This window comes from Bradyrhizobium sp. BTAi1 (genome assembly GCF_000015165.1).
GTDB lineage: Bacteria > Pseudomonadota > Alphaproteobacteria > Rhizobiales > Xanthobacteraceae > Bradyrhizobium > Bradyrhizobium denitrificans.
Genome location: NC_009485.1, coordinates 3,624,018 through 3,641,288, shown reverse-complemented (window position 1 = coordinate 3,641,288; position 17,271 = coordinate 3,624,018). Strand labels below are relative to the sequence as shown.

20 protein-coding genes are annotated in these 17,271 nt (G+C 65.5%); 12 read left to right on the top strand and 8 right to left on the bottom strand.

Annotation, left to right across the window (positions count from 1 at the left end; translation table 11 throughout):
- The first annotated feature begins 39 nt into the window (after window positions 1-39).
- Genes BBTA_RS16310 through BBTA_RS16300 form a run of 3 tightly spaced genes read left to right on the top strand, consistent with a single transcriptional unit; the run spans window position 40 to window position 1,027 of the window.
- Window positions 40-363 (top strand): helix-turn-helix transcriptional regulator, encoded by a 324-nt coding sequence (locus BBTA_RS16310; protein WP_012043593.1) that lies wholly within the window; start codon window positions 40-42, stop codon window positions 361-363.
- Complete coding sequence (locus BBTA_RS16305) at window positions 360-770, top strand: SRPBCC domain-containing protein (protein ID WP_012043592.1); 411 nt, start codon at window positions 360-362, stop codon at window positions 768-770. Before BBTA_RS16310 ends, BBTA_RS16305 begins: the two co-directional genes overlap by 4 nt.
- A 41-nt stretch (window positions 771-811) precedes the next feature.
- Window positions 812-1,027, top strand: a complete 216-nt coding sequence (locus BBTA_RS16300; protein ID WP_012043591.1) for a hypothetical protein — start codon at window positions 812-814, stop codon at window positions 1,025-1,027.
- 29 nt (window positions 1,028-1,056) lie between these two features.
- On the opposite strand, the gene BBTA_RS16295 is transcribed toward BBTA_RS16300, so the two are convergent.
- The 4 genes from BBTA_RS16295 to rpiA form a co-directional block, all read right to left on the bottom strand.
- A complete protein-coding gene (locus BBTA_RS16295; protein ID WP_012043590.1) occupies window positions 1,057-1,458 on the bottom strand; it encodes a cupin domain-containing protein in 402 nt (133 codons plus the stop codon).
- Window positions 1,459-1,696: 238 nt separating this feature from the next.
- Entirely contained in the window at window positions 1,697-3,082 is a 1,386-nt protein-coding gene (gene gor / locus BBTA_RS16290) for a glutathione-disulfide reductase (RefSeq protein WP_012043589.1), read from the bottom strand.
- Window positions 3,083-3,114: 32 nt separating this feature from the next.
- Entirely contained in the window at window positions 3,115-3,642 is a 528-nt protein-coding gene (locus BBTA_RS16285) for a DUF2059 domain-containing protein (RefSeq protein WP_012043588.1), read from the bottom strand.
- 49 nt (window positions 3,643-3,691) lie between these two features.
- On the bottom strand, window positions 3,692-4,384 hold the full coding sequence (rpiA, locus tag BBTA_RS16280) for a ribose-5-phosphate isomerase RpiA (protein ID WP_012043587.1): 693 nt from the start codon (window positions 4,382-4,384) through the stop codon (window positions 3,692-3,694).
- Between the two features lie 176 nt (window positions 4,385-4,560).
- On the opposite strand from rpiA, the gene BBTA_RS16275 reads away from it, so the two are divergent.
- From BBTA_RS16275 to BBTA_RS16260, 4 genes are all read left to right on the top strand, one after another.
- Window positions 4,561-5,247: an HAD-IA family hydrolase gene (locus BBTA_RS16275; RefSeq protein ID WP_012043586.1), complete on the top strand. Its 687-nt coding sequence runs from the start codon at window positions 4,561-4,563 to the stop codon at window positions 5,245-5,247.
- A 273-nt stretch (window positions 5,248-5,520) separates the two neighbouring features.
- Entirely contained in the window at window positions 5,521-6,000 is a 480-nt protein-coding gene (locus BBTA_RS16270; protein WP_012043585.1) for a hypothetical protein, read from the top strand.
- A gap of 168 nt (window positions 6,001-6,168) precedes the next feature.
- Entirely contained in the window at window positions 6,169-7,203 is a 1,035-nt protein-coding gene (gene moaA / locus BBTA_RS16265) for a GTP 3',8-cyclase MoaA (protein WP_012043584.1), read from the top strand.
- Window positions 7,204-7,210: 7 nt separating this feature from the next.
- On the top strand, window positions 7,211-7,897 hold the full coding sequence (locus tag BBTA_RS16260; RefSeq protein WP_012043583.1) for a spermidine synthase: 687 nt from the start codon (window positions 7,211-7,213) through the stop codon (window positions 7,895-7,897).
- Between the two features lie 37 nt (window positions 7,898-7,934).
- Here the strand turns inward: BBTA_RS16260 and BBTA_RS16255 are convergent, their stop codons facing one another.
- A complete protein-coding gene (locus BBTA_RS16255; RefSeq protein ID WP_012043582.1) occupies window positions 7,935-8,906 on the bottom strand; it encodes an aldo/keto reductase in 972 nt (323 codons plus the stop codon).
- Between the two features lie 389 nt (window positions 8,907-9,295).
- On the opposite strand from BBTA_RS16255, the gene BBTA_RS16250 reads away from it, so the two are divergent.
- Both BBTA_RS16250 and BBTA_RS16245 read left to right on the top strand, forming a co-directional pair.
- Window positions 9,296-9,568 (top strand): hypothetical protein, encoded by a 273-nt coding sequence (locus tag BBTA_RS16250; protein WP_012043581.1) that lies wholly within the window; start codon window positions 9,296-9,298, stop codon window positions 9,566-9,568.
- 209 nt (window positions 9,569-9,777) lie between these two features.
- On the top strand, window positions 9,778-10,668 hold the full coding sequence (locus BBTA_RS16245; RefSeq protein ID WP_012043580.1) for a cation diffusion facilitator family transporter: 891 nt from the start codon (window positions 9,778-9,780) through the stop codon (window positions 10,666-10,668).
- Between the two features lie 120 nt (window positions 10,669-10,788).
- Here BBTA_RS16245 and BBTA_RS16240 read toward each other — a convergent pair whose 3' ends face one another.
- Window positions 10,789-11,025, bottom strand: a complete 237-nt coding sequence (locus tag BBTA_RS16240; RefSeq protein ID WP_012043579.1) for a hypothetical protein — start codon at window positions 11,023-11,025, stop codon at window positions 10,789-10,791.
- Window positions 11,026-11,652: 627 nt separating this feature from the next.
- Here BBTA_RS16240 and BBTA_RS16235 point away from each other — a divergent pair.
- A complete protein-coding gene (locus tag BBTA_RS16235; protein ID WP_012043578.1) occupies window positions 11,653-12,192 on the top strand; it encodes a TRAP transporter small permease subunit in 540 nt (179 codons plus the stop codon).
- A complete protein-coding gene (locus BBTA_RS16230) occupies window positions 12,189-13,790 on the top strand; it encodes a TRAP transporter large permease subunit (RefSeq protein ID WP_012043577.1) in 1,602 nt (533 codons plus the stop codon). Before BBTA_RS16235 ends, BBTA_RS16230 begins: the two co-directional genes overlap by 4 nt.
- A 13-nt stretch (window positions 13,791-13,803) precedes the next feature.
- Here BBTA_RS16230 and BBTA_RS16225 read toward each other — a convergent pair whose 3' ends face one another.
- Together BBTA_RS16225 and BBTA_RS16220 are read right to left on the bottom strand one after the other, a co-directional pair.
- A complete protein-coding gene (locus BBTA_RS16225; protein ID WP_012043576.1) occupies window positions 13,804-15,141 on the bottom strand; it encodes a cell wall metabolism sensor histidine kinase WalK in 1,338 nt (445 codons plus the stop codon).
- A 1-nt stretch (window position 15,142) separates the two neighbouring features.
- Complete coding sequence (locus tag BBTA_RS16220; RefSeq protein ID WP_012043575.1) at window positions 15,143-15,817, bottom strand: response regulator transcription factor; 675 nt, start codon at window positions 15,815-15,817, stop codon at window positions 15,143-15,145.
- A 243-nt stretch (window positions 15,818-16,060) separates the two neighbouring features.
- Between BBTA_RS16220 and BBTA_RS16215 the strand changes: the two genes are divergently transcribed.
- Window positions 16,061-17,269 carry an efflux RND transporter periplasmic adaptor subunit gene (locus BBTA_RS16215; RefSeq protein ID WP_371260199.1) on the top strand — a complete coding sequence of 403 codons (1,209 nt, stop codon included), beginning with the start codon at window positions 16,061-16,063 and terminating at the stop codon, window positions 17,267-17,269.
- Window positions 17,270-17,271 lie beyond the last annotated feature (2 nt).

Genomic DNA, 17,271 nt, shown 5'->3' with positions numbered 1-17,271 from the left:
GGTTATGCATATATCCATAACCAACGAGTTATATATTGAATGGCCCGCTCGCCCGACCTCCTGTTCCGAACGCTCGCCGATCCGACCCGGCGTGCGATCTTCGAAGGCCTGTGCCGCAACGGCGAGCAGACGGTCGGCGCGCTCACCGCCAAGGCCGGCGTGTCGCAGCCGGCGGTCTCGAAACATCTCGGACTGCTCAAGCAGGCCGGCCTGGTGCGCGAGCGCCACGAGGGTCGCCTGACGCATTATCGCGCGCAGCCCAAGGCGCTGGCGCCGCTGCTCGACTGGACCAGCCGCATGGCCGCGTTCTGGGAGAGCCGCTTCGACGATCTCGACAATCTGCTCAACAGGATGGATCAATGACCTCTGCTGCGCCTGAAACCCGCACCGTCGTCGTCGAACGCGAGTTCGCACATCCGCCGGAAAAGCTGTGGCGCGCGCTGACGCAGCCGCATCTGATCGCGGAATGGCTGATGGCGAATGATTTCATTCCGGAGCTCGAACATCGCTTCAAGCTGAAGGCCGACTGGGGCATCGTCGACTGCCAGGTCCTGGCCATCGAGCCGAACAGGACGCTGGCCTATAGCTGGGCCGCGCTCGGCCTCGACAGCGTGGTGACCTGGACGCTGACGCCGACGCGCCATGGCACGCATCTGCGCATGGAGCAGACCGGCTTCACCGCCGATCAGACCCGTGCCTATCAGGGCGCGCGCTACGGCTGGCCGAAATTCTTCGACGGCCTGGAGCAGACTCTGGCGCGGCTCGACTGAGCCGCACCGACCAAAAGCAACGTCGTCACCGGGAGGAACAGATGAACTGGAGCAACACGATCCGGCAGGTCCATCGCTGGGTGTCGATCGCCTTCACGGTCGCGGTCATCATCAACATCGCGGCGATGACGCAAACGCAACCGGCGTTCTGGGTCGGCCTGCTGGCGCTGGTCCCGCTCATCGCGCTGCTGGCGACGGGGCTCTATCTGTTCGCGCGGCCCTATCTGTCGGCGAGTTCGGCAAAGACTCAGCCCTGAGCGGGACGGGCGCGCGCCTGAGCCGAACGTCACAAACGCGCGCGATATTGTGCCTCGCTCACATGCTCGAACCAGTCGGCCGTCTTGCCGTTCAACGACTCCGTGATCGCGATGTGAGACATTGCGGTCGTGGCGGTCGCGCCATGCCAGTGCCGCTCGCCGGGCTCGAACCTCACGACGTCGCCGGGGCGGATCTCCTCGATCGCGCCGCCGTCGCGCTGCACCCAGCCGAGGCCGGAGGTCACGATCAGGACCTGCCCCAGCGGATGGCTGTGCCACGCCGTGCGCGCCCCCGGCTCGAAGGTGACCAGCCCGCCCCGCGCCCGCGCCGGCTCCACCACGTCGAACAGGGGATCGCTGCGCACCGCGCCGGTGAAATGATCGGGCGCTCCCACGCCGGAAGGCCGCGAACCGCTGCGCTTGATGTCCATGTCGTCTCTCGTCCTGCTGCTCATGCTCGCGATGACATGCCTCGTCATCGATCGTGCCCGCCAGTGTAGGACGCGCGCCGCCGCCCGATAAGATGGGACGCGGAGCATGGTTTTCTGAATGCAGCTCACACGGGAGAAGCAACGCCTCAGCCAGCACTGGGTGGCGCCAGTTCGGGTGCAATGTCAACGCATCCGGACATCGCCGCCTCGATCGCGCAAGGCGAGGCCGCTGCGGCCCCTACTCCGCGGCCTGCCGCACGTGGCGCTCGGTCACGGTGCGCATCGTCACCAGCTCCTCGGCCGCTGAAGGATGCAGCGCGACCGTAGCGTCGAAATCAGCCTTGGTCGCCTTCATCTTGATGGCGATGGCCACCGCCTGCGTGATCTCGGCGGCCATGTCGCCGACGATGTGGCAGCCGAGCACGCGGTCGGACGCGCCATCGACGACGAGCTTCATCAGCACGCGGGTGTCGCGGCCGGACATCGTCGCCTTGATCGGGCGGAAGCTCGTCTTGTAGATGTCGACGCGGTCGTAGAGTTCGCGCGCCTGGGTCTCGGTGAGGCCGACCGTGCCCACCTCAGGCTGGCTGAACACCGCGGTCGGGATATCGGCGTGGTCGACGCGCACGGTCTTGCCGCCGAACACTGTGTCGGCGAAGGCATGGCCCTCGCGGATCGCCACCGGCGTCAGATTGAAGCGATGGGTGACGTCGCCGATCGCATAGATGCTCGGCACCGAGCTCTGCGAGAACGCGTCCACCGCGATGCCGCCGTTGCGCGGATTGATCGCGACGCCGGCCTTCTCCAGGCCGAGATTGGCGACCGCAGGATGACGGCCGATCGCGAACATCACCTTGTCGGAGGCGATGCTGGAGCCGTTCGACAGATGCGTCGTGTAGTCCTTGCCGTGCTTGTCGACACTCGCCACCGTGCAGCCGGTCAGGATGGTGATGCCTTCCTTCTCCATCTCGGCGCGGACATGCTTTCGCACGTCCTCGTCGAAGCCGCGCAGGATATTGTCGCCGCGATAGACGACGGTGACGTCGGAGCCGAAATTGGCGAAGATGCAGGCGAATTCGAGCGCGATATAGCCACCGCCCTGGATCACGATCCGGCGCGGCAGCTCCTCCAGGTGAAACGCCTCGTTGGAGGAGATGACGTGCTCGATGCCCGGAATCGGCGTACCGTGATTGGGCGCGCCGCCGGTCGCGATCAGGATGTATTTGGCGCGGATCGTCTCGCCGGTGGCGAGCCGCACGGTGTGGGCGTCCTCCAGCACGGCGCGGGTCTTGACGATGCGCGCGCCCGACTTCTCGACATTGGCGGTGTAGGCCGCCTCAAGCCGCGCGATCTCCTTGTCCTTGTTGGCGATCAGCGTCTTCCAGTCGAAGGTCGCGGTCGGGATCGTCCAGCCGAAGCCGGCGGCATCGGCGATCTCCTGGCGGACATGCGAGCCGATCACGAACAGCTTCTTGGGCACGCAGCCGCGGATCACGCAGGTGCCGCCCATGCGGTATTCCTCGGCGACCATCACGCGGGCGCCATAGCCCGCGGCGATGCGGGCGGCGCGCACGCCACCCGAGCCGCCACCGATCACGAACAGGTCGACGTCGAATTCAGCCATTTCGTCCTCGACCTATCCTTTTGACAACCTGATCAGAGCTGCTTGCCGCGCTTGCGCATCTCGGCGCGGAACTGCGCGGCAACGGTGTCGGAGAACTCCGCCGCCCACTGATTCATTGCGCCCATGCTCATCTGGATCGCCTTCGGCTCGGCCGCAAGCAGCTTCTGGCCGATCGCCGACTTGTAGAATGTGACGAGGTTCGCGATCTCCTGGTCGGAGAACTCGTTGCAGTAGATCTGCGCCATCTTCTCGCCGATCTCCTTCTCCTTGCCGGCATAGGTCTGGGCGACCACCACGGCGACCTCGTCGAGATCCTTCTGGTAGTTGAGGTTGGACTGGAGCAGCGCCTGCTTGGTCTGCTGCACGATGCCGGGGACGGCATTGGCGTACATCGCAGCCGCATTCTTCATTCCCAGAATCTCGCGCGCACCGGCCATGCAGGCGGGCGAGGCCGGCTTCAAGGCCGGCGGCTGCGCTTGCGCCTGCGCGGCAGCGGGGCTCGCCGAGGCCAGGGCCAGCACAACGCCGGCGGCCGGCAAGATTCTGAACACGCTCTTCATTCCAAGTCTCCTGTGAGATTGCGGCGCTGGGCGCAGTTTCGGGCTGCGCTCAAGGCCGCTGGATAACGCGAATTCCCTGTGCGCCCGCCAGGATCGCCGTGCTGCCGAGGCCGATGAACAGCCCGTGCTCGACCACGCCCGGAATTGCGCTCAAAAGACCCGCCAGGCGCGGGGGATCCTCGATCTCCCCAAGGCGGACGTCGACAATCCAGTGGCCGCCATCGGTGACGAAAACGTGGCCATCTGCCGACTTGCGCAGGTCCATCTGTCCGGACACGCCCGCCTTCGCGAAGGCGGCAGCAATGGCATGCCGGGTCGCGGCCAGCCCGAACGGGATCACCTCGATCGGCAACGGGAAGCGGCCGAGCCGGGCCACCCATTTGCTCTCGTCGGCGATCACGATCATGCGATCTGAAGCGCTGGCGACGATCTTCTCGCGCAGCAGCGCCCCTCCCCCGCCCTTGATCAGATCGAGCGCCGGATTGATCTCGTCGGCGCCATCCACAGTCAGGTCAAGATGGTCGATCTCGTCGAGCGTGGTCAGCGGCACGCCGCAGGCCTCCGCCTGTGCCCGCGTCGCCTCCGACGTCGGCACGCCCACGACCTTGAGGCCGGCGCGGACCTTCTCGCCGAGCAGGTCGACGAAATGCTTGGCGGTCGAACCGGTGCCGAGCCCGAGCTTCATGCCGCTTTCGACCTCGCGCAGCGCGTGCGCCGCCGCCTGCCGCTTCAATGCATCCATGTCGACCAAGGAACCCGCCCCTCGCAACCCCTGAGGCTCCGCGCAAGCCGGAGCCGAAAACCGGCGCATATCTAGCGATGTTTTGCCGCGGGGCCTAGCTCTCCGCGGCCACGAAATCGGACAAAAAGCCGTCGCGAGCCCTTGCAAGGGCGCGAGCCTGCCGGTAGCGGATACCCATGCGCATCTCGAGCACCATCGTTTTCGATCTCGACGGCACCCTGGTCGACACGGCGCCGGACCTCATCAACGCGCTCAACCACATCCTGCAGCGCGAAGGTCTGCGGCCCGTGCCGCTGGCCTCGGCGCGCAAGATGATCGGGCATGGCGCGCGCAAGCTGCTCGAGCGCGGCCTCGAGGCTGAGGGCCGCTTCGCCAGCACCGAGGATATCGAGCGCCTGACCGTCGACTTCATCGACTTCTACGCCGAGAATATCGCGGTCGAATCGCGCCCCTTCGACGGGCTCGAGGCCGCGCTGGACGAACTCGCCGGCCGCGGCTGCCAATTCGCGGTGTGCACCAACAAGCTGGAATGGCTGTCGAAGCGGCTGCTCGACCAGCTTGGCCTCTCCGCGCGCTTTGCGGCGATCTGCGGCGCGGACACGTTCGGGGTGGCCAAGCCGGACCCGGCGATCCTGCGCCAGACCATTGCCCGCGCCGGCGGCGAGCTCGGCGCCGCGATCATGGTCGGCGATGCCGGAACCGATGTCGGCGCGGCGCGCCGTGCCGGCGTCCCCGTGATTGGCTGCACCTTCGGCTATACGGATGTGCCGATCGCGGAGCTGAATCCGGACCACCTGATCGACCATATGCGCGAGCTGCCGGCCGCCGTTGCCGCGCTCGGGCCGTCGCTCAAGGTCGGCTGACGGGCACTCAGCCGGGCGCCTCGCAGAGCGCGGTTGCATCTCTTCTCGTTCAAAAGTGCGCAGCCTCGCCCCCGGCCCGGCTGCTCTCCAAAATTGCGAATCTCCCGCAGCACCACACGTAAGACGCTGGCCAATCTCCGGAATTCGTGGCGGTTCCAGGTTTAACCTTCTGTTGAGAATAAGGTTGACCGCAGTTGCGCCGCTGTTCTGACGCTCCTATGGTCGCCCTGGGATTGCGGCGGATGGCCGCAGGGTTGTGGGGCGGACATCATGATGTGGCGTGTCATCGCAATTGCGATCGCGGGAGCTGGGTTGGCCGGCTGCTCGTCCTTCTCCATGGACAGTTTCAAGATGGCGGCGCCGGAGGTGCCGGTGCAACTCGATTCCGTGCCGCAAGGGGCCGAGGCCAAGACCTCGCTCGGACCGGGCTGCAAGACGCCCTGCACCGTCTCGGTGCCGGCACCGGATGCGGGCTTCAGCGTCACTTTCACCATGGACAAATATCAGCCGGCGACGATCCCCGTGCAGGTCATCCGCAACAGCGGCGATTTCAACAGTTCACCGCCTGTTGTGATGGATCCGAGCCCTGTCGTGGCCGAATTGCAGCCGGCCGCGCCCGCGCCCAAGGCCGTCAAGCATATGCGGCCGAAGAAGCCGAAGCCGCAGAAATCCGCCGCTGCGCCGGCCGCAGCAGCCCCTGCTCCGGCGGCCACCGGTTCCGCATTCCCGGCGCCGACCGCGGCACGCCAATAGCAGCTCGCCCGCGATATCGCTGCTTCGGCGGCGCTGCATCGCAGCATCGAAGGCGCGCATCTCGACGATTGTGAGCCGCGCTGATCATGATTAGATTGCTTGGTAATTGATGTTCGGCCGCGCCACGCGGCCGCCTCGTGGCATCGGCGCCACCTGCCAAGGCTTTCCATGACCGCTGAGACGACGTTGAGTGACACCGCCCTGACGCGCCCGATGACCGACCCCTTCGGACGCCGGATCAGCTATCTGCGCGTTTCGGTCACCGACCGCTGCGACCTCAGATGCTTCTATTGCATGGCGGAGGACATGACGTTCCTGCCGAAGGCCGACCTCCTGACTTTGGAGGAGCTCGACCGCCTCTGCTCCGCCTTCATCCACAAGGGCGTGAAGAAGCTGCGCCTCACGGGCGGCGAGCCGCTGGTCCGGCGCAACGTCATGAGCCTGGTGCGCTCGCTGTCGCGGCATCTGAAGAGCGGCGCGCTCAACGAGCTGACGATGACGACCAATGCGACCCAGCTCGCGAAATACGCCGCCGAGCTCGCCGATTGCGGCGTTCGCCGCATCAACGTCTCGCTCGACACGCTCGATCCTGAGAAGTTCCGCACCATCACCCGCTGGGGCGATCTCGACCGCGTGCTGGCCGGCATCGAGGCCGCGCGCGCCGCTGGCCTTGCGGTGAAGATCAATGCGGTCGCGCTGAAGAACATGAACGAGGACGAGATCCCCAGCCTGATCGACTGGGCGCATGGCAAGGGCATGGCGCTGACGCTCATCGAGGTGATGCCGATGGGCGAGATCGGCGAAGGCCGTATCGACCAATATCTGCCGCTCTCGCTGCTGCGCGGCCGTCTCGCGCAGAAATACACGATGACCGATCTCGACGAGACCACCGGTGGCCCTGCCCGCTATGTGCGCGTCGCCGAGACCGGCGGCACAATCGGCTTTATCACGCCGATGACGCATAATTTCTGCGAGAGCTGCAACCGCGTGCGCGTCACCTGCACCGGCACATTGCACACCTGCCTCGGCCACGAGGACGCCTCGGATCTGCGCAAGCCGCTGCGGGCCTCCGCCAGCGACGAGGAGCTCAGCGCCGCGATCGACCGCGCCATCGGCCTGAAGCCGAAAGGTCACGACTTCATCATCGACCGCCGCCACAACCGCCCGAGCGTCAGCCGGCATATGAGCGTGACGGGCGGGTGAACCACCCGTGATCCCCTGGAAGCTGATCGACACCGCAGACGTCCCGGGCGGCGGCGAGCCGCTGCGGCTGATGCAGCGCGGCAAGGAGTTCACCATCAAGCTCGGCCAGAACGAGCTGATGAGCAGCCGCCTCTACGGATCCGAGGAGGCGCTGGCGACCCTGAGCTGCGCCCGTCTCAAGGCCCGGCTCGATCCGCATCTTTTGATCGGCGGCCTCGGCATGGGCTTCACGCTGCGCGCGGCCTTGAAGGTGCTGGGGCCGCAGGCCCGGATCACCGTGGCAGAGCTGGTGCCCGCGGTGATCGCCTGGGCACGCGGCCCGATGGCCGAATTGTCGGGCGAAAGCCTGCTCGATCCGCGCGTCGACATCCGCGAAGCCGACGTGGTGCGACTGATCGCGGGCGGACGCGGCACGTATGATGCCATCCTGCTCGACGTCGACAACGGTCCGCAGGGCCTGACCCGGCAATCGAACGACGCGCTTTATGACTCGTCCGGCCTGCGGACGGCGTTCGCCGCGTTGCGCCCCGGCGGGGTGCTGGCGGTGTGGTCGTCGCACCCCGACGATCGCTTCGCCCCGCGCTTGCGCAAGGCCGGCTTCGACACCGAGGAGATCAAGATCCGCGCCACCGGTCGCGGCGGTGGCGGTGGCGCCCGCCATGTCATCTGGATCGCGACGCGACCGGCGCGATGACGCCTGGCGCAGCGACGGCCGACCACATCGATCCTGCTCAGGCGCTGGCGAAGGTGCGCTGCTGACGGAACGCCGAATAGATCGAAGCGGCGTGCGCCTCGGACAGGCGTTTTTCCGGAGCGGCAGCGATCTCCCGGAGGTTCTTCAGGTTCGTGGTTCCGAAAATGCAGGCCGACACCTGCGGAAGCCCGAGAATATAGGACATTGCGGCCTGGGCCGCCGAGAGACCCTCGACTGCCGCGAGCGCGGGCCGGACATCACGCGCGGCCAAGGCCAGGCGGCGGGCGTCCGGCTTCAGCAGCGCGCGGGCCAGATACCACAGATCGGCCGCGCTGCGGATGTGACCGATCTTGCCACGGATCAGGTGCCCCTGCGCCAGCACCGTGCCCGCCACGACGGCAATGCCCGCTTTGTGCAGTTGCTCGACCACCGGCAGCCGGTCCAGTTGCGCGACGTTCAGATCGATCAGGGCCACGTCGAACACGCCCTTCAGCTGCGCGACATATTGCATATGCGCCTCGGAATGCGTGTTGATGCCAAGCAACCGGAACATGCCATTGCGGCGCATCGCGGCGAGCTTCGTCAACAGCTCATCGGTGATCGAGGCCGGCGAGAAATTATGCAGATAGAAAATATCGATGAAGCCGGCGTTCAAATTCTTGATCGCCTGCGCGCAGGCGCGCTCAATATAATCGGGGCTGTGATCCTGCGTCTTGACCTCACGGAGCGACAGCAAAGGCCGCGGACGCAACGTGCCGGCCTTGGTCGAGACCACGATCTTCGAGCGATCTGAGCGCTTCAATATCTCTGCCAGCGCGCGGCCCAACCGCGGCTCGGCATTATAGTTGCAATAGTTGTGTCCAGTATCGAACAGATTGATTCCGAGATCGAACGCTTCATGCACGATCCGGATGGCCTGCCGGTCGTCGAATTGCCGATGCCCCCAGAATCCGGAGCAGCCGAGACCGATTTCGGAGACGGTCAGAGAACCAAGTTGTCGATACTTCATGGACAAACGCAAAGGTTGAACGCTACCGTCAGCCAATCATATCCGGCAATCATTGGCAATATTTGGATACCGACCGACACATTTTTGTCGGCCCACACAGGCGCGCGATGTCGAGTGGTTCGTTCCGGTCGTCCGGTCTCTTATGGCTCGGCCGCCCGTGCGCGACCCGGCCGCTCGGGCTGGGATCGACCCGACACGTCAGACCGTGGCGACACAGCGGCCGCTGCAGCCGCTTCGTCCACGCCGCCGATCAAGGGTGTCCGCCACATGTCGCCGGAACGGCTGCCTTGCGCGCGAGTTGCACAGGCGCGGAGAGGATCGAGCGACGACCAGCAAGGCTGTCGGGCGCATCCGTCCTGCATTGGCAGTAACTGGAAAGAGAGGCGACAATGAAAGCACCCCTTCTTCTTGCTGGCGCGGTGATCATCGGATCCATGGCCCCGTCATTCGCTGACGAATACTATGTCGTGCAGGGCCCGAGCCATCGCTGCACCATCACCACCACGCGTCCCGCCGACCGGGAGGTCGTGACCCAGATCGGACCGATGGCGTTCACGAGCCGCGTCGAAGCCGCGGACCGTATCAAGCAGACCAAGGTCTGCGAGGACGAAGGCACCGTCGGCAGTTCCACCAGCACCACCACGGTCATCAAAGAGAAGTAGTCGGCCGTCCCTCGACGGGCTATGGCGACGTCAGGAGGTCGTGCTCATCCCCGGGCGCGACCTTTCTGTTTGCTGGGGTCAGCAAGATCATGCGACATCGCTCCGCCAGCTGCAGGCAGCAACAAGCTCTCCCGAAACTCAGTCGCAGCAACGGACATTGCGTTCCCTCGCGCCCTTGAGTACCCAGCTTCGGTCGGGATCAGGACATCATGCATTCGCAGTCGCTCAAGCTCGCCGTCGGCAGCCTCGTGGTCGGGATGATCGTCCTCGCCCTGAAATATGCCGCCTATTGGATCACGGGATCGGTCGCGCTCTACTCCGACGCGGTTGAGAGCATCGTCAACGTGGTCACGGCGGGCGTGGCGCTGCTCGCGGTGCGCATCGCCGCCAAGCCGGCCGACGCCAACCATCCGTTCGGTCACCACAAGGTCGAGTATTTCAGCGCGGTGATCGAAGGCGTCATGATCGTGGTCGCCGCGCTGCTGATCGTCCACGAGGCCTATGGCAATCTGTTCGCGCCGCGGCCGTTCTCGGCTCCCATTGAGGGTCTCGCCGTGAATGGGCTCGCAAGCGTGATCAACGGCATCTGGTGCTGGCTATTGATCACGCGCGGTAAGCGGCTACGGTCGCCGGCCCTGGTGGCCGACGGGCGACATCTGCTGACGGACGTGGTCTCCTCGGGCGGCGTTGTGATCGGCCTTGGCCTCGCGGTGATGCTGCAGCTGCCGATCCTCGACCCGGCCCTGGCTCTGCTGGTCGCCGTCAACATCCTTTGGTCGGGATGGCAGGTGCTGAAGGAATCGACCGGCGGTCTGATGGATGAAGCGGTGCCGGACGCCACGCTCGCCCGTATCCGCCAGATCATCAGCGGCCATGCCGACGGCGCGCTCGAGGCGCACGACGTCCGCACACGGCACGCCGGCAAGATGACCTTCATCGAGTTCCACCTCGTCGTTCCCGGCGAGATGTCGGTCAACCAGGCCCACGCCATCTGCGACCGGATCGAAGAAGCCTTGCGTGAGGACGACGAGCATAGCTCGATTACCATTCACATCGAGCCCGAAAACAAGGCCAAGCACTCCGGCGTCGTCGTGCTCTGAGTGAAGCGCGGCACCCATGTCGGTTGCCGTTCGGCCGCAATGCCGCGAAGGCTTGCCGACCGCCAAGCGAACGTCCCTGATCCGACGCTCACATTCGGACCGCGTCCCGCGCGAAGCGCGTCACTCCTGAAGCGCGTACTGCTTCGACAAATGATCGCCGATCTGGACCAGCATGGCGACCCATTCGGGATAGCCGGGCTTGCTGATCGTTTCCTGATCTGCGCTGGCGCGAAACTCCCAGGAATGTCCGTCCCGCACGACGGAAATGCGAAGGCCCTCAGCATAATCCGTATGAACCTTCAGCTCGGTCACCGCCATCGCGATCAGTTCGGCCTCGGTCTTGCTCGGCTTGCTCATCCGGTTGATCCCTGGGTCAGACGTTCATGATGACGTTCTATCCAGCTTGTGGCCCCGCGCCAACATTCCCATGGGCGATCTCGAGACAGGTTGGGGATCGCTGTTTGGAACGCTCCGGCGTGGTCGAGCTGTAGGGTCTCTGCTGAACGACGATCCATCCATGGCCATGGACGCCCCGGCTCCGCGCCTGCGGCGGCGGCCGCGATCGCGTCGCGAACCGAATTGGCACCAGCCCGTTCTGATCCGCCGCTGTGGCGGCTGCGAACCGCCTCCAGCCGACTGCCTGATCCTTCGGCAACAAAGACTGCGCGTTCGCCGTGAGCTGTCGGATCCGAGTTTACCGAACAGCGCCAGACTGTTGCCGGGGCGTCAATGTGTCCATTTTCCGATTGACGGCAGGATGACACGCTGAAATGGTGCCCTCGCTTTCGGGCCCGCGCGGCCGACGGGCGTTCGCCCTCACACAAGCGCCGAACAAGAGCCGGAAGCATCGAGGGGGAGGACGTTTCGTTGCATTCGCTCCAAGCGCGTCGTCGACAAGACCCGCACGCTCAGCGTGATCGCGAAACCATGCCTCCCGTGAGCTCAGGCGCGCTGTTCTGACCAGCGCCCGCAGCGGAGACCATGATGCGCCCCTTGTTGGCAATCAGTAATGCCATCGATCAGCTCAACGAAAAGATCGGTTACATCTGCAATCTGCTGGTGCTGCTGGCCTGCCTGGTCAGCGCGATCAACGCCATGATCCGCTACGCCTTCAGCTATTCGTCGAATGGATGGCTGGAGCTGCAGTGGTACATGTTCGCATTGCTGGTGATGTTCGGCGCCTCCTATACATTCCGGCGCAACGAGCACGTCCGGGTCGAGCTGCTCTATCTGTATCTGTCCGAGCGCGGCCAGCTCTGGCTCGATCTGATCGGCACCCTGTTCTTCCTGATCCCCACCTGCCTGCTGCTGGCCTATCTGTCCTGGCCGTTCTTCATGCAGTCCTATTCGGTCAACGAGATGTCGGCCAATGCGGGCGGCCTGCTGCGCTGGCCGGTCAAGTTCGCCATCCCAGCGGGCTTCGTGATGTTGGCCCTGCAGGGCCTCTCCGAGGTGATCAAGCGTGCGGCGGCGCTGCAGGGCTACGTGACGATCGACGCGAAATACGAGAGGCCGACGCAATGATTACGCTGGAGATGATGCCGCCGCTGATGTTCGGCGGCCTGGTCCTGGCGATGCTGATCGGCTTCCCGGTGGCGTTCACGCTCGCCGCCGTCGGCCTGTCGTTCGGCTTTCTCGCCATCCATCTGGGCTTCTTCGACCTGAACTTCCTGCAGGCGATCCCGGGGCGCATCTTCGGCAGCGTGCTCGCCAACGACCTGCTGCTCGCGATCCCCTTCTTCACCTTCATGGGCGCAATCCTGGAAAGATGCGGGCTCGCCGAGGACATGCTGGATTCGATGGGCCAGCTGTTCGGGCCGATCCGCGGCGGCCTCGGCTATTCGGTCATCATCGTCGGCTTCATCCTCGGCGCCATCACCGGCACGGTGGCGGCGCAGGTGATCGCGATGGCGATGATCTCGATGCCGGTCATGATGCGCTATGGCTACAACATGCGCTACATCACCGGCGTGCTGGCGGCCTCCGGCACCATCACTCAGCTGGTGCCGCCGTCGCTGGTGCTGATCGTGCTCGCCGACCAACTCGGCAAGTCGGTCGGTGACATGTATCTCGGCGCCTGGGGCCCGTCGATCTTCCAGGTCATCCTGTTCGCCGGCTACACCTTCGTGCTCGGCCTGATCAAGCCGAGCCATGTACCGCCGGTGCCAAAGGAGGCGCGCACGCTGACCGGCTGGGCGCTGTGGAAGAAGTGCCTGATGGGCATCATTCCCTCGGCGGTGCTGATCTTCGTCGTGCTCGGCACCATGATGATGGGCCTGGCCACCCCGACGGAGGCCGGCGCCATGGGCGCGGTCGGCGCCATCGTTCTGGCGGTGATCCACCATAAGGAGTTCACCAAGAAGGATCGCAGCATCCTGATCGTCGGCGTGGTGGCGGCGGGCATCGGCACCATCGTGGCGATGCTGTTCACCGAGAACCTGGTGTTCAAGCTGTCGTTCGCGATCACCTATCTCGCAGTGGCCTGGCTCGGCATCCGTGCGGTGGCTATCCCGGACCTGCGCGACCTGATCAAGCAGGGCTACGAGACCACCATGCGCATCACCTGCATGGTCACGTTCATCCTGATCGGCTCGACCTGCTTTTCGGTGGTGTTCCAGGGCGTGTCCGGCGGCGAGTGGCTGGAGCACCTGCTGACGTCCCTGCCCGGCGGCGTCTGGGGCTTCCTGATCTTCATCAACGTCTTCATCTTCTTCCTGGCCTTCTTCCTCGACTTCTTCGAGATCGCCTTCATCATCCTGCCGATGATCGCGCCGATCGCGCAGAAGATCCTGGCCCCCGTGGTGGGCCCGGAGGCCGCGCTGATCTGGTTCGGCGTGATGCTGTGCGTGAACATGCAGACCTCGTTCCTGCATCCGCCGTTCGGCTTCGCGCTGTTCTACCTGCGCGGCGTCGCGCCGAAGGAAGTAAAGAGCTCGGACATCTATTGGGGCGCGATGCCCTGGATCGGCCTGCAGGCGATCATGGTGCTGCTGGTGATCGCTTTCCCGATCACCGTTACCGGCCTGCTGGACAAGCCGGTCCAGGTCGACCTCGACAAGGTCAAGATCGAGGTGCCGCAGATCGACCTGCCGCCGCTCGATTTCGGCCAGCCGAAGCAGTAGCCGCGGCCGCTAATTAGGCCGCGGCCGAGGGTGCCGGAGCGGGCCGGAAGCGCAGCGAGAACTCGGTGCCGCCGGCTGCAAGGTCTCCGACCATGATGATGGCGCCGTGATCCTCGATCACGGCGCGCACGATCGACAGACCAAGCCCGGCGCCCTCGGTGTCGCGGTTGTCGCCGCGCCAGAACCGCTGGAAGATGAACCCGCGCTCCGACGGCCGGATGCCGGGCCCGCGATCGCGGACCCAAACTGCGCCGCCTGAGCCGATCTCGACCTCGACCGACGTCCGCGGCGCGGTGTATTTGATCGCGTTCTCGGCCAGATTGAAGATCGCCCGCTCCAGCATGCCGGCATTGCCATAGATGTAGACCGGCGTATCGGGGCCCTTCAGTGCGATGTCCTTGCCGTGCGCCAGCGCGAACGGCGCGATGGCGGCGACGACCTCGGCACAGACCGCCTGGAGGTCGGCGATCTCCTCGGGATCGAGCGCCAGCGTGTCGAGCTCGGCGATCTCGAGCAGTTGGTGTACGATCCGGCTCATCCGCGCGATGTCGTCGAGCAGTTCGGCGCTCCCCGCGGACGGGCCGGTGGTCTCGATCCGGGTGCGCAGCACGGCGAGCGGCGTGCGCAGCTGATGGGCGGCATCCGCCGTGAACTGGCGCTGCATGCGAAAGCCGTCCTCCAGACGGTCCAACGCCTGGTTCACCGCGAGCACCAGGGGGCGGATCTCGGCCGGCATCCCGTCCCCCGGCAGACGGATGTCGGTCCGCGCCGGACCGATGCGGCTCGCCTCCTCCGACGCGCGCAAGAGCGGCGCGAGGGCACGGCGGAAGATCATGATATCGATGGCCAGCAGGACCAGCAGAATCGGGATCGTGATCCAGCCGACCCGGCGGAAGAAATTGGCGGCGATGTCGTCGGTGATGACGTCACGATGGGCGAGATCCTCGGCAACCTCGATGCGCAGCACCCGATCGCCCACCGTCCGGGTGACGCGCGCGCCCGAGATGCTTCCGGAGGATGATGCGCCGGCGGGCAGTATGGCCCGGCCGTCCGCGCGCGAGGAGAACAGCACCTGTCCCTCAGGATCGCGAACGTCGTAGGTGTAGCGGCCATAGGCTGCCGAGTAGAGATCACGCTGGCTCTGGGTGAGGTTGAGCTGCAGCGTGCCGTCGGCCGCCTGCACGAGGCGATCGCCTAGCGCATCGGCCTGCTCCTGCATCGACTCGCGATGCAGATGGTCGATCTCGGAGGTGAGCAGCCAGAACAGCACCAGCGGCAGGAAGACTGCGGCGATCGCCACCGCCACGATGTGCAGCAGCACGATCCGCGAGAGCAGCGATCTGAAGCGCACGCTATTTCTCCGCCGCCATCATGTAGCCGACCCCGCGGATGGTGTGGATCACGACGGTCGCCCCGTATTCCGAAAGCTGCTTGCGCAGCCGCGACACATAGACCTCGACGGCGTTCGAGCCGACCTCGCCGGTCAGGCCGAAGATGTGATCCTCGACGGCCTTCTTCGGCACCACCCGGCCCTGCCGCCGCAACAGAATCTCCAGCACCGAGAGCTCACGGGCCGAGAAGGTGCGAGGCGTGCCGGCGACGAAGGTCTGCCGGCTCTCGGTGTCGTAGACCAGATTGCCGAGTTCGAGCGACCGGCCGAGCAGCTGTCCCGGACGGCGCAGGATGGCCTCCAACCGCGCCACGAGTTCTTCGAGCGCGAACGGCTTGACGAGGTAATCGTCGGCACCGCTGCGCAGGCCGCCGACGCGGTCCTGCAATCCGCCCCGCGCCGTGAGCACGATGACCGGCAGCGGATCAGAGCCGCGGCGCAGCGCCGTCAGCACCGCCAAGCCATCCTCATCAGGCAATCCGAGATCGAGAATCATGGCAGCGTATCTGATGCCGCTGAGCGCATCGCGGGCATCGGCCGCGGAGCTCACCGCATCCACCTCATAGCCGGCCCTGCCGAGCCCTTGGGACAACAGCTTGGACAGTTCGACATTGTCTTCGACGATCAAAAGACGCATGCGGGCTCACGCAGGCAATGCTCGGCTGGAGCAAGCTCGATAGACCAGGGCTCGGATGAACCAGGGCGCGATGAGGCGCCATCGCGCGCGCACGATGCCCGACCGCCCCGGTGCATGGCAAGCCCGACGGAATGACCAAAACGGCGGGCCTGTAAGGCCAGTGTCAGCCTGCTCTGCTATTGCCCGCTCAGGCGCGGACCGCCTCCAGGACTTCACTCCGTCAGTTGCTAATCAGTTTCGGACATGGCCGTGACTTCGTCTCCCTTCAAATTCGCGGTGCTCATTGCGGCCGCGGGCGCTCTCCTCGGTGGCGCGTGGATGGCAATGCGCCCCGAAGTGGCGACCGCGACCAAAGCCGCTGAGTCCTCCGCCTCGCCCGCGATCAACGCCGCCGAGCAATGGATCGAACTGACCGAGCGGCAGGCCGAAGCCTTTGAGGTTCGTCCGGTCGAAACGCGCGCGTTTCGGGTGACCCGGAATGCCGTCGGATCGATCGACTTCAATCAGAACATGCTGGTGCAGGCCTTCACGTCGAATTCCGGCAGGATCGTCGATACGTTCTTCAACATCGGCGACGAGGTCAGGAAGGGCGAAGCGCTGTTCACCATCGACAGCCCCGATCTGCTGCAGGCGGAATCCAGCCTGCTCGCGGCCGCGGGCGTGCTGGAGCTGCAGACGCGCACACTGGCGCGCGTGCAACAGCTGTTGAAGGCAGGCGGCGGCGCGCAGAAGGACGTCGATCAGGCGACGTCCGATCAGCAGACGGCCGAGGGCAACTACAAGGCGGCCCATGACGCCGTACGGATTTTCGGCAAGACCGACGCGGAGATCGAGCGCATCCTGGCTCAGCGCAAGGTCGACTCGATCCTGATCGTGCGCTCGCCGATCTCGGGCCGCATCATCGCCCGCAACGCCGCGCCCGGCATCTACACCCAGCCCGGCGCGTCGCCCGCACCCTACACGCTCGCCGATCTCTCGACCATGTGGATGGTTGCCAATGTGATCGAGACCGACGCGCCAGCCTACCGGCTGGGCCAGCCGGTCGAGGTCTCGGTGCCGGCCTATCCGGGCGAGATCTTTCGCGGGCGGATCACGACGCTCGGCCTCAACATCGATCCGACGAGCCATCGCCAACTCGTCCGCTCGGTGATCGACGACCCCGAGCACAAGCTGCGCGCCGGCATGCTGGCAAGCTTCACCATCGAGACCGAGCCTCCGCGCGACTCGCCGGCCGTTCCGGCCGAGGCCATCGTCCGCGAGGGCGACGGCACGATGACGGTCTGGGTCACCACCGACCGCAAACGCTTCGTCCGCCGCACCGTGACGACCGGCCTGATGCAGGACGGCTGGCGGCAGATCGTCGGCGGGCTCGCCGCCGGCGAGCAGGTTGCGACAACCGGCGCGATCTTCCTCAGCAACAGCTTCGCCAATGCGGTCTCGGGTGGGTCGTGAAC

What these genes read in the sequence shown, in the direction of transcription:
- BBTA_RS16310 (WP_012043593.1), top strand. Translation starts at nt 40, where the DNA reads ATGGCCCGCTCGCCCGACCTCCTGTTCCGAACGCTCGCCGATCCGACC.
- BBTA_RS16305 (WP_012043592.1), top strand. Translation starts at nt 360, where the DNA reads ATGACCTCTGCTGCGCCTGAAACCCGCACCGTCGTCGTCGAACGCGAG.
- BBTA_RS16300 (WP_012043591.1), top strand. Translation starts at nt 812, where the DNA reads ATGAACTGGAGCAACACGATCCGGCAGGTCCATCGCTGGGTGTCGATC.
- BBTA_RS16295 (WP_012043590.1), bottom strand. Translation starts at nt 1,458, where the DNA reads ATGGACATCAAGCGCAGCGGTTCGCGGCCTTCCGGCGTGGGAGCGCCC.
- gor (WP_012043589.1), bottom strand. Translation starts at nt 3,082, where the DNA reads ATGGCTGAATTCGACGTCGACCTGTTCGTGATCGGTGGCGGCTCGGGT.
- BBTA_RS16285 (WP_012043588.1), bottom strand. Translation starts at nt 3,642, where the DNA reads ATGAAGAGCGTGTTCAGAATCTTGCCGGCCGCCGGCGTTGTGCTGGCC.
- rpiA (WP_012043587.1), bottom strand. Translation starts at nt 4,384, where the DNA reads ATGGATGCATTGAAGCGGCAGGCGGCGGCGCACGCGCTGCGCGAGGTC.
- BBTA_RS16275 (WP_012043586.1), top strand. Translation starts at nt 4,561, where the DNA reads ATGCGCATCTCGAGCACCATCGTTTTCGATCTCGACGGCACCCTGGTC.
- BBTA_RS16270 (WP_012043585.1), top strand. Translation starts at nt 5,521, where the DNA reads ATGTGGCGTGTCATCGCAATTGCGATCGCGGGAGCTGGGTTGGCCGGC.
- moaA (WP_012043584.1), top strand. Translation starts at nt 6,169, where the DNA reads ATGACCGCTGAGACGACGTTGAGTGACACCGCCCTGACGCGCCCGATG.
- BBTA_RS16255 (WP_012043582.1), bottom strand. Translation starts at nt 8,906, where the DNA reads ATGAAGTATCGACAACTTGGTTCTCTGACCGTCTCCGAAATCGGTCTC.
- BBTA_RS16250 (WP_012043581.1), top strand. Translation starts at nt 9,296, where the DNA reads ATGAAAGCACCCCTTCTTCTTGCTGGCGCGGTGATCATCGGATCCATG.
- BBTA_RS16245 (WP_012043580.1), top strand. Translation starts at nt 9,778, where the DNA reads ATGCATTCGCAGTCGCTCAAGCTCGCCGTCGGCAGCCTCGTGGTCGGG.
- BBTA_RS16240 (WP_012043579.1), bottom strand. Translation starts at nt 11,025, where the DNA reads ATGAGCAAGCCGAGCAAGACCGAGGCCGAACTGATCGCGATGGCGGTG.
- BBTA_RS16235 (WP_012043578.1), top strand. Translation starts at nt 11,653, where the DNA reads ATGCGCCCCTTGTTGGCAATCAGTAATGCCATCGATCAGCTCAACGAA.
- BBTA_RS16230 (WP_012043577.1), top strand. Translation starts at nt 12,189, where the DNA reads ATGATTACGCTGGAGATGATGCCGCCGCTGATGTTCGGCGGCCTGGTC.
- BBTA_RS16220 (WP_012043575.1), bottom strand. Translation starts at nt 15,817, where the DNA reads ATGCGTCTTTTGATCGTCGAAGACAATGTCGAACTGTCCAAGCTGTTG.
- BBTA_RS16215 (WP_371260199.1), top strand. Translation starts at nt 16,061, where the DNA reads ATGGCCGTGACTTCGTCTCCCTTCAAATTCGCGGTGCTCATTGCGGCC.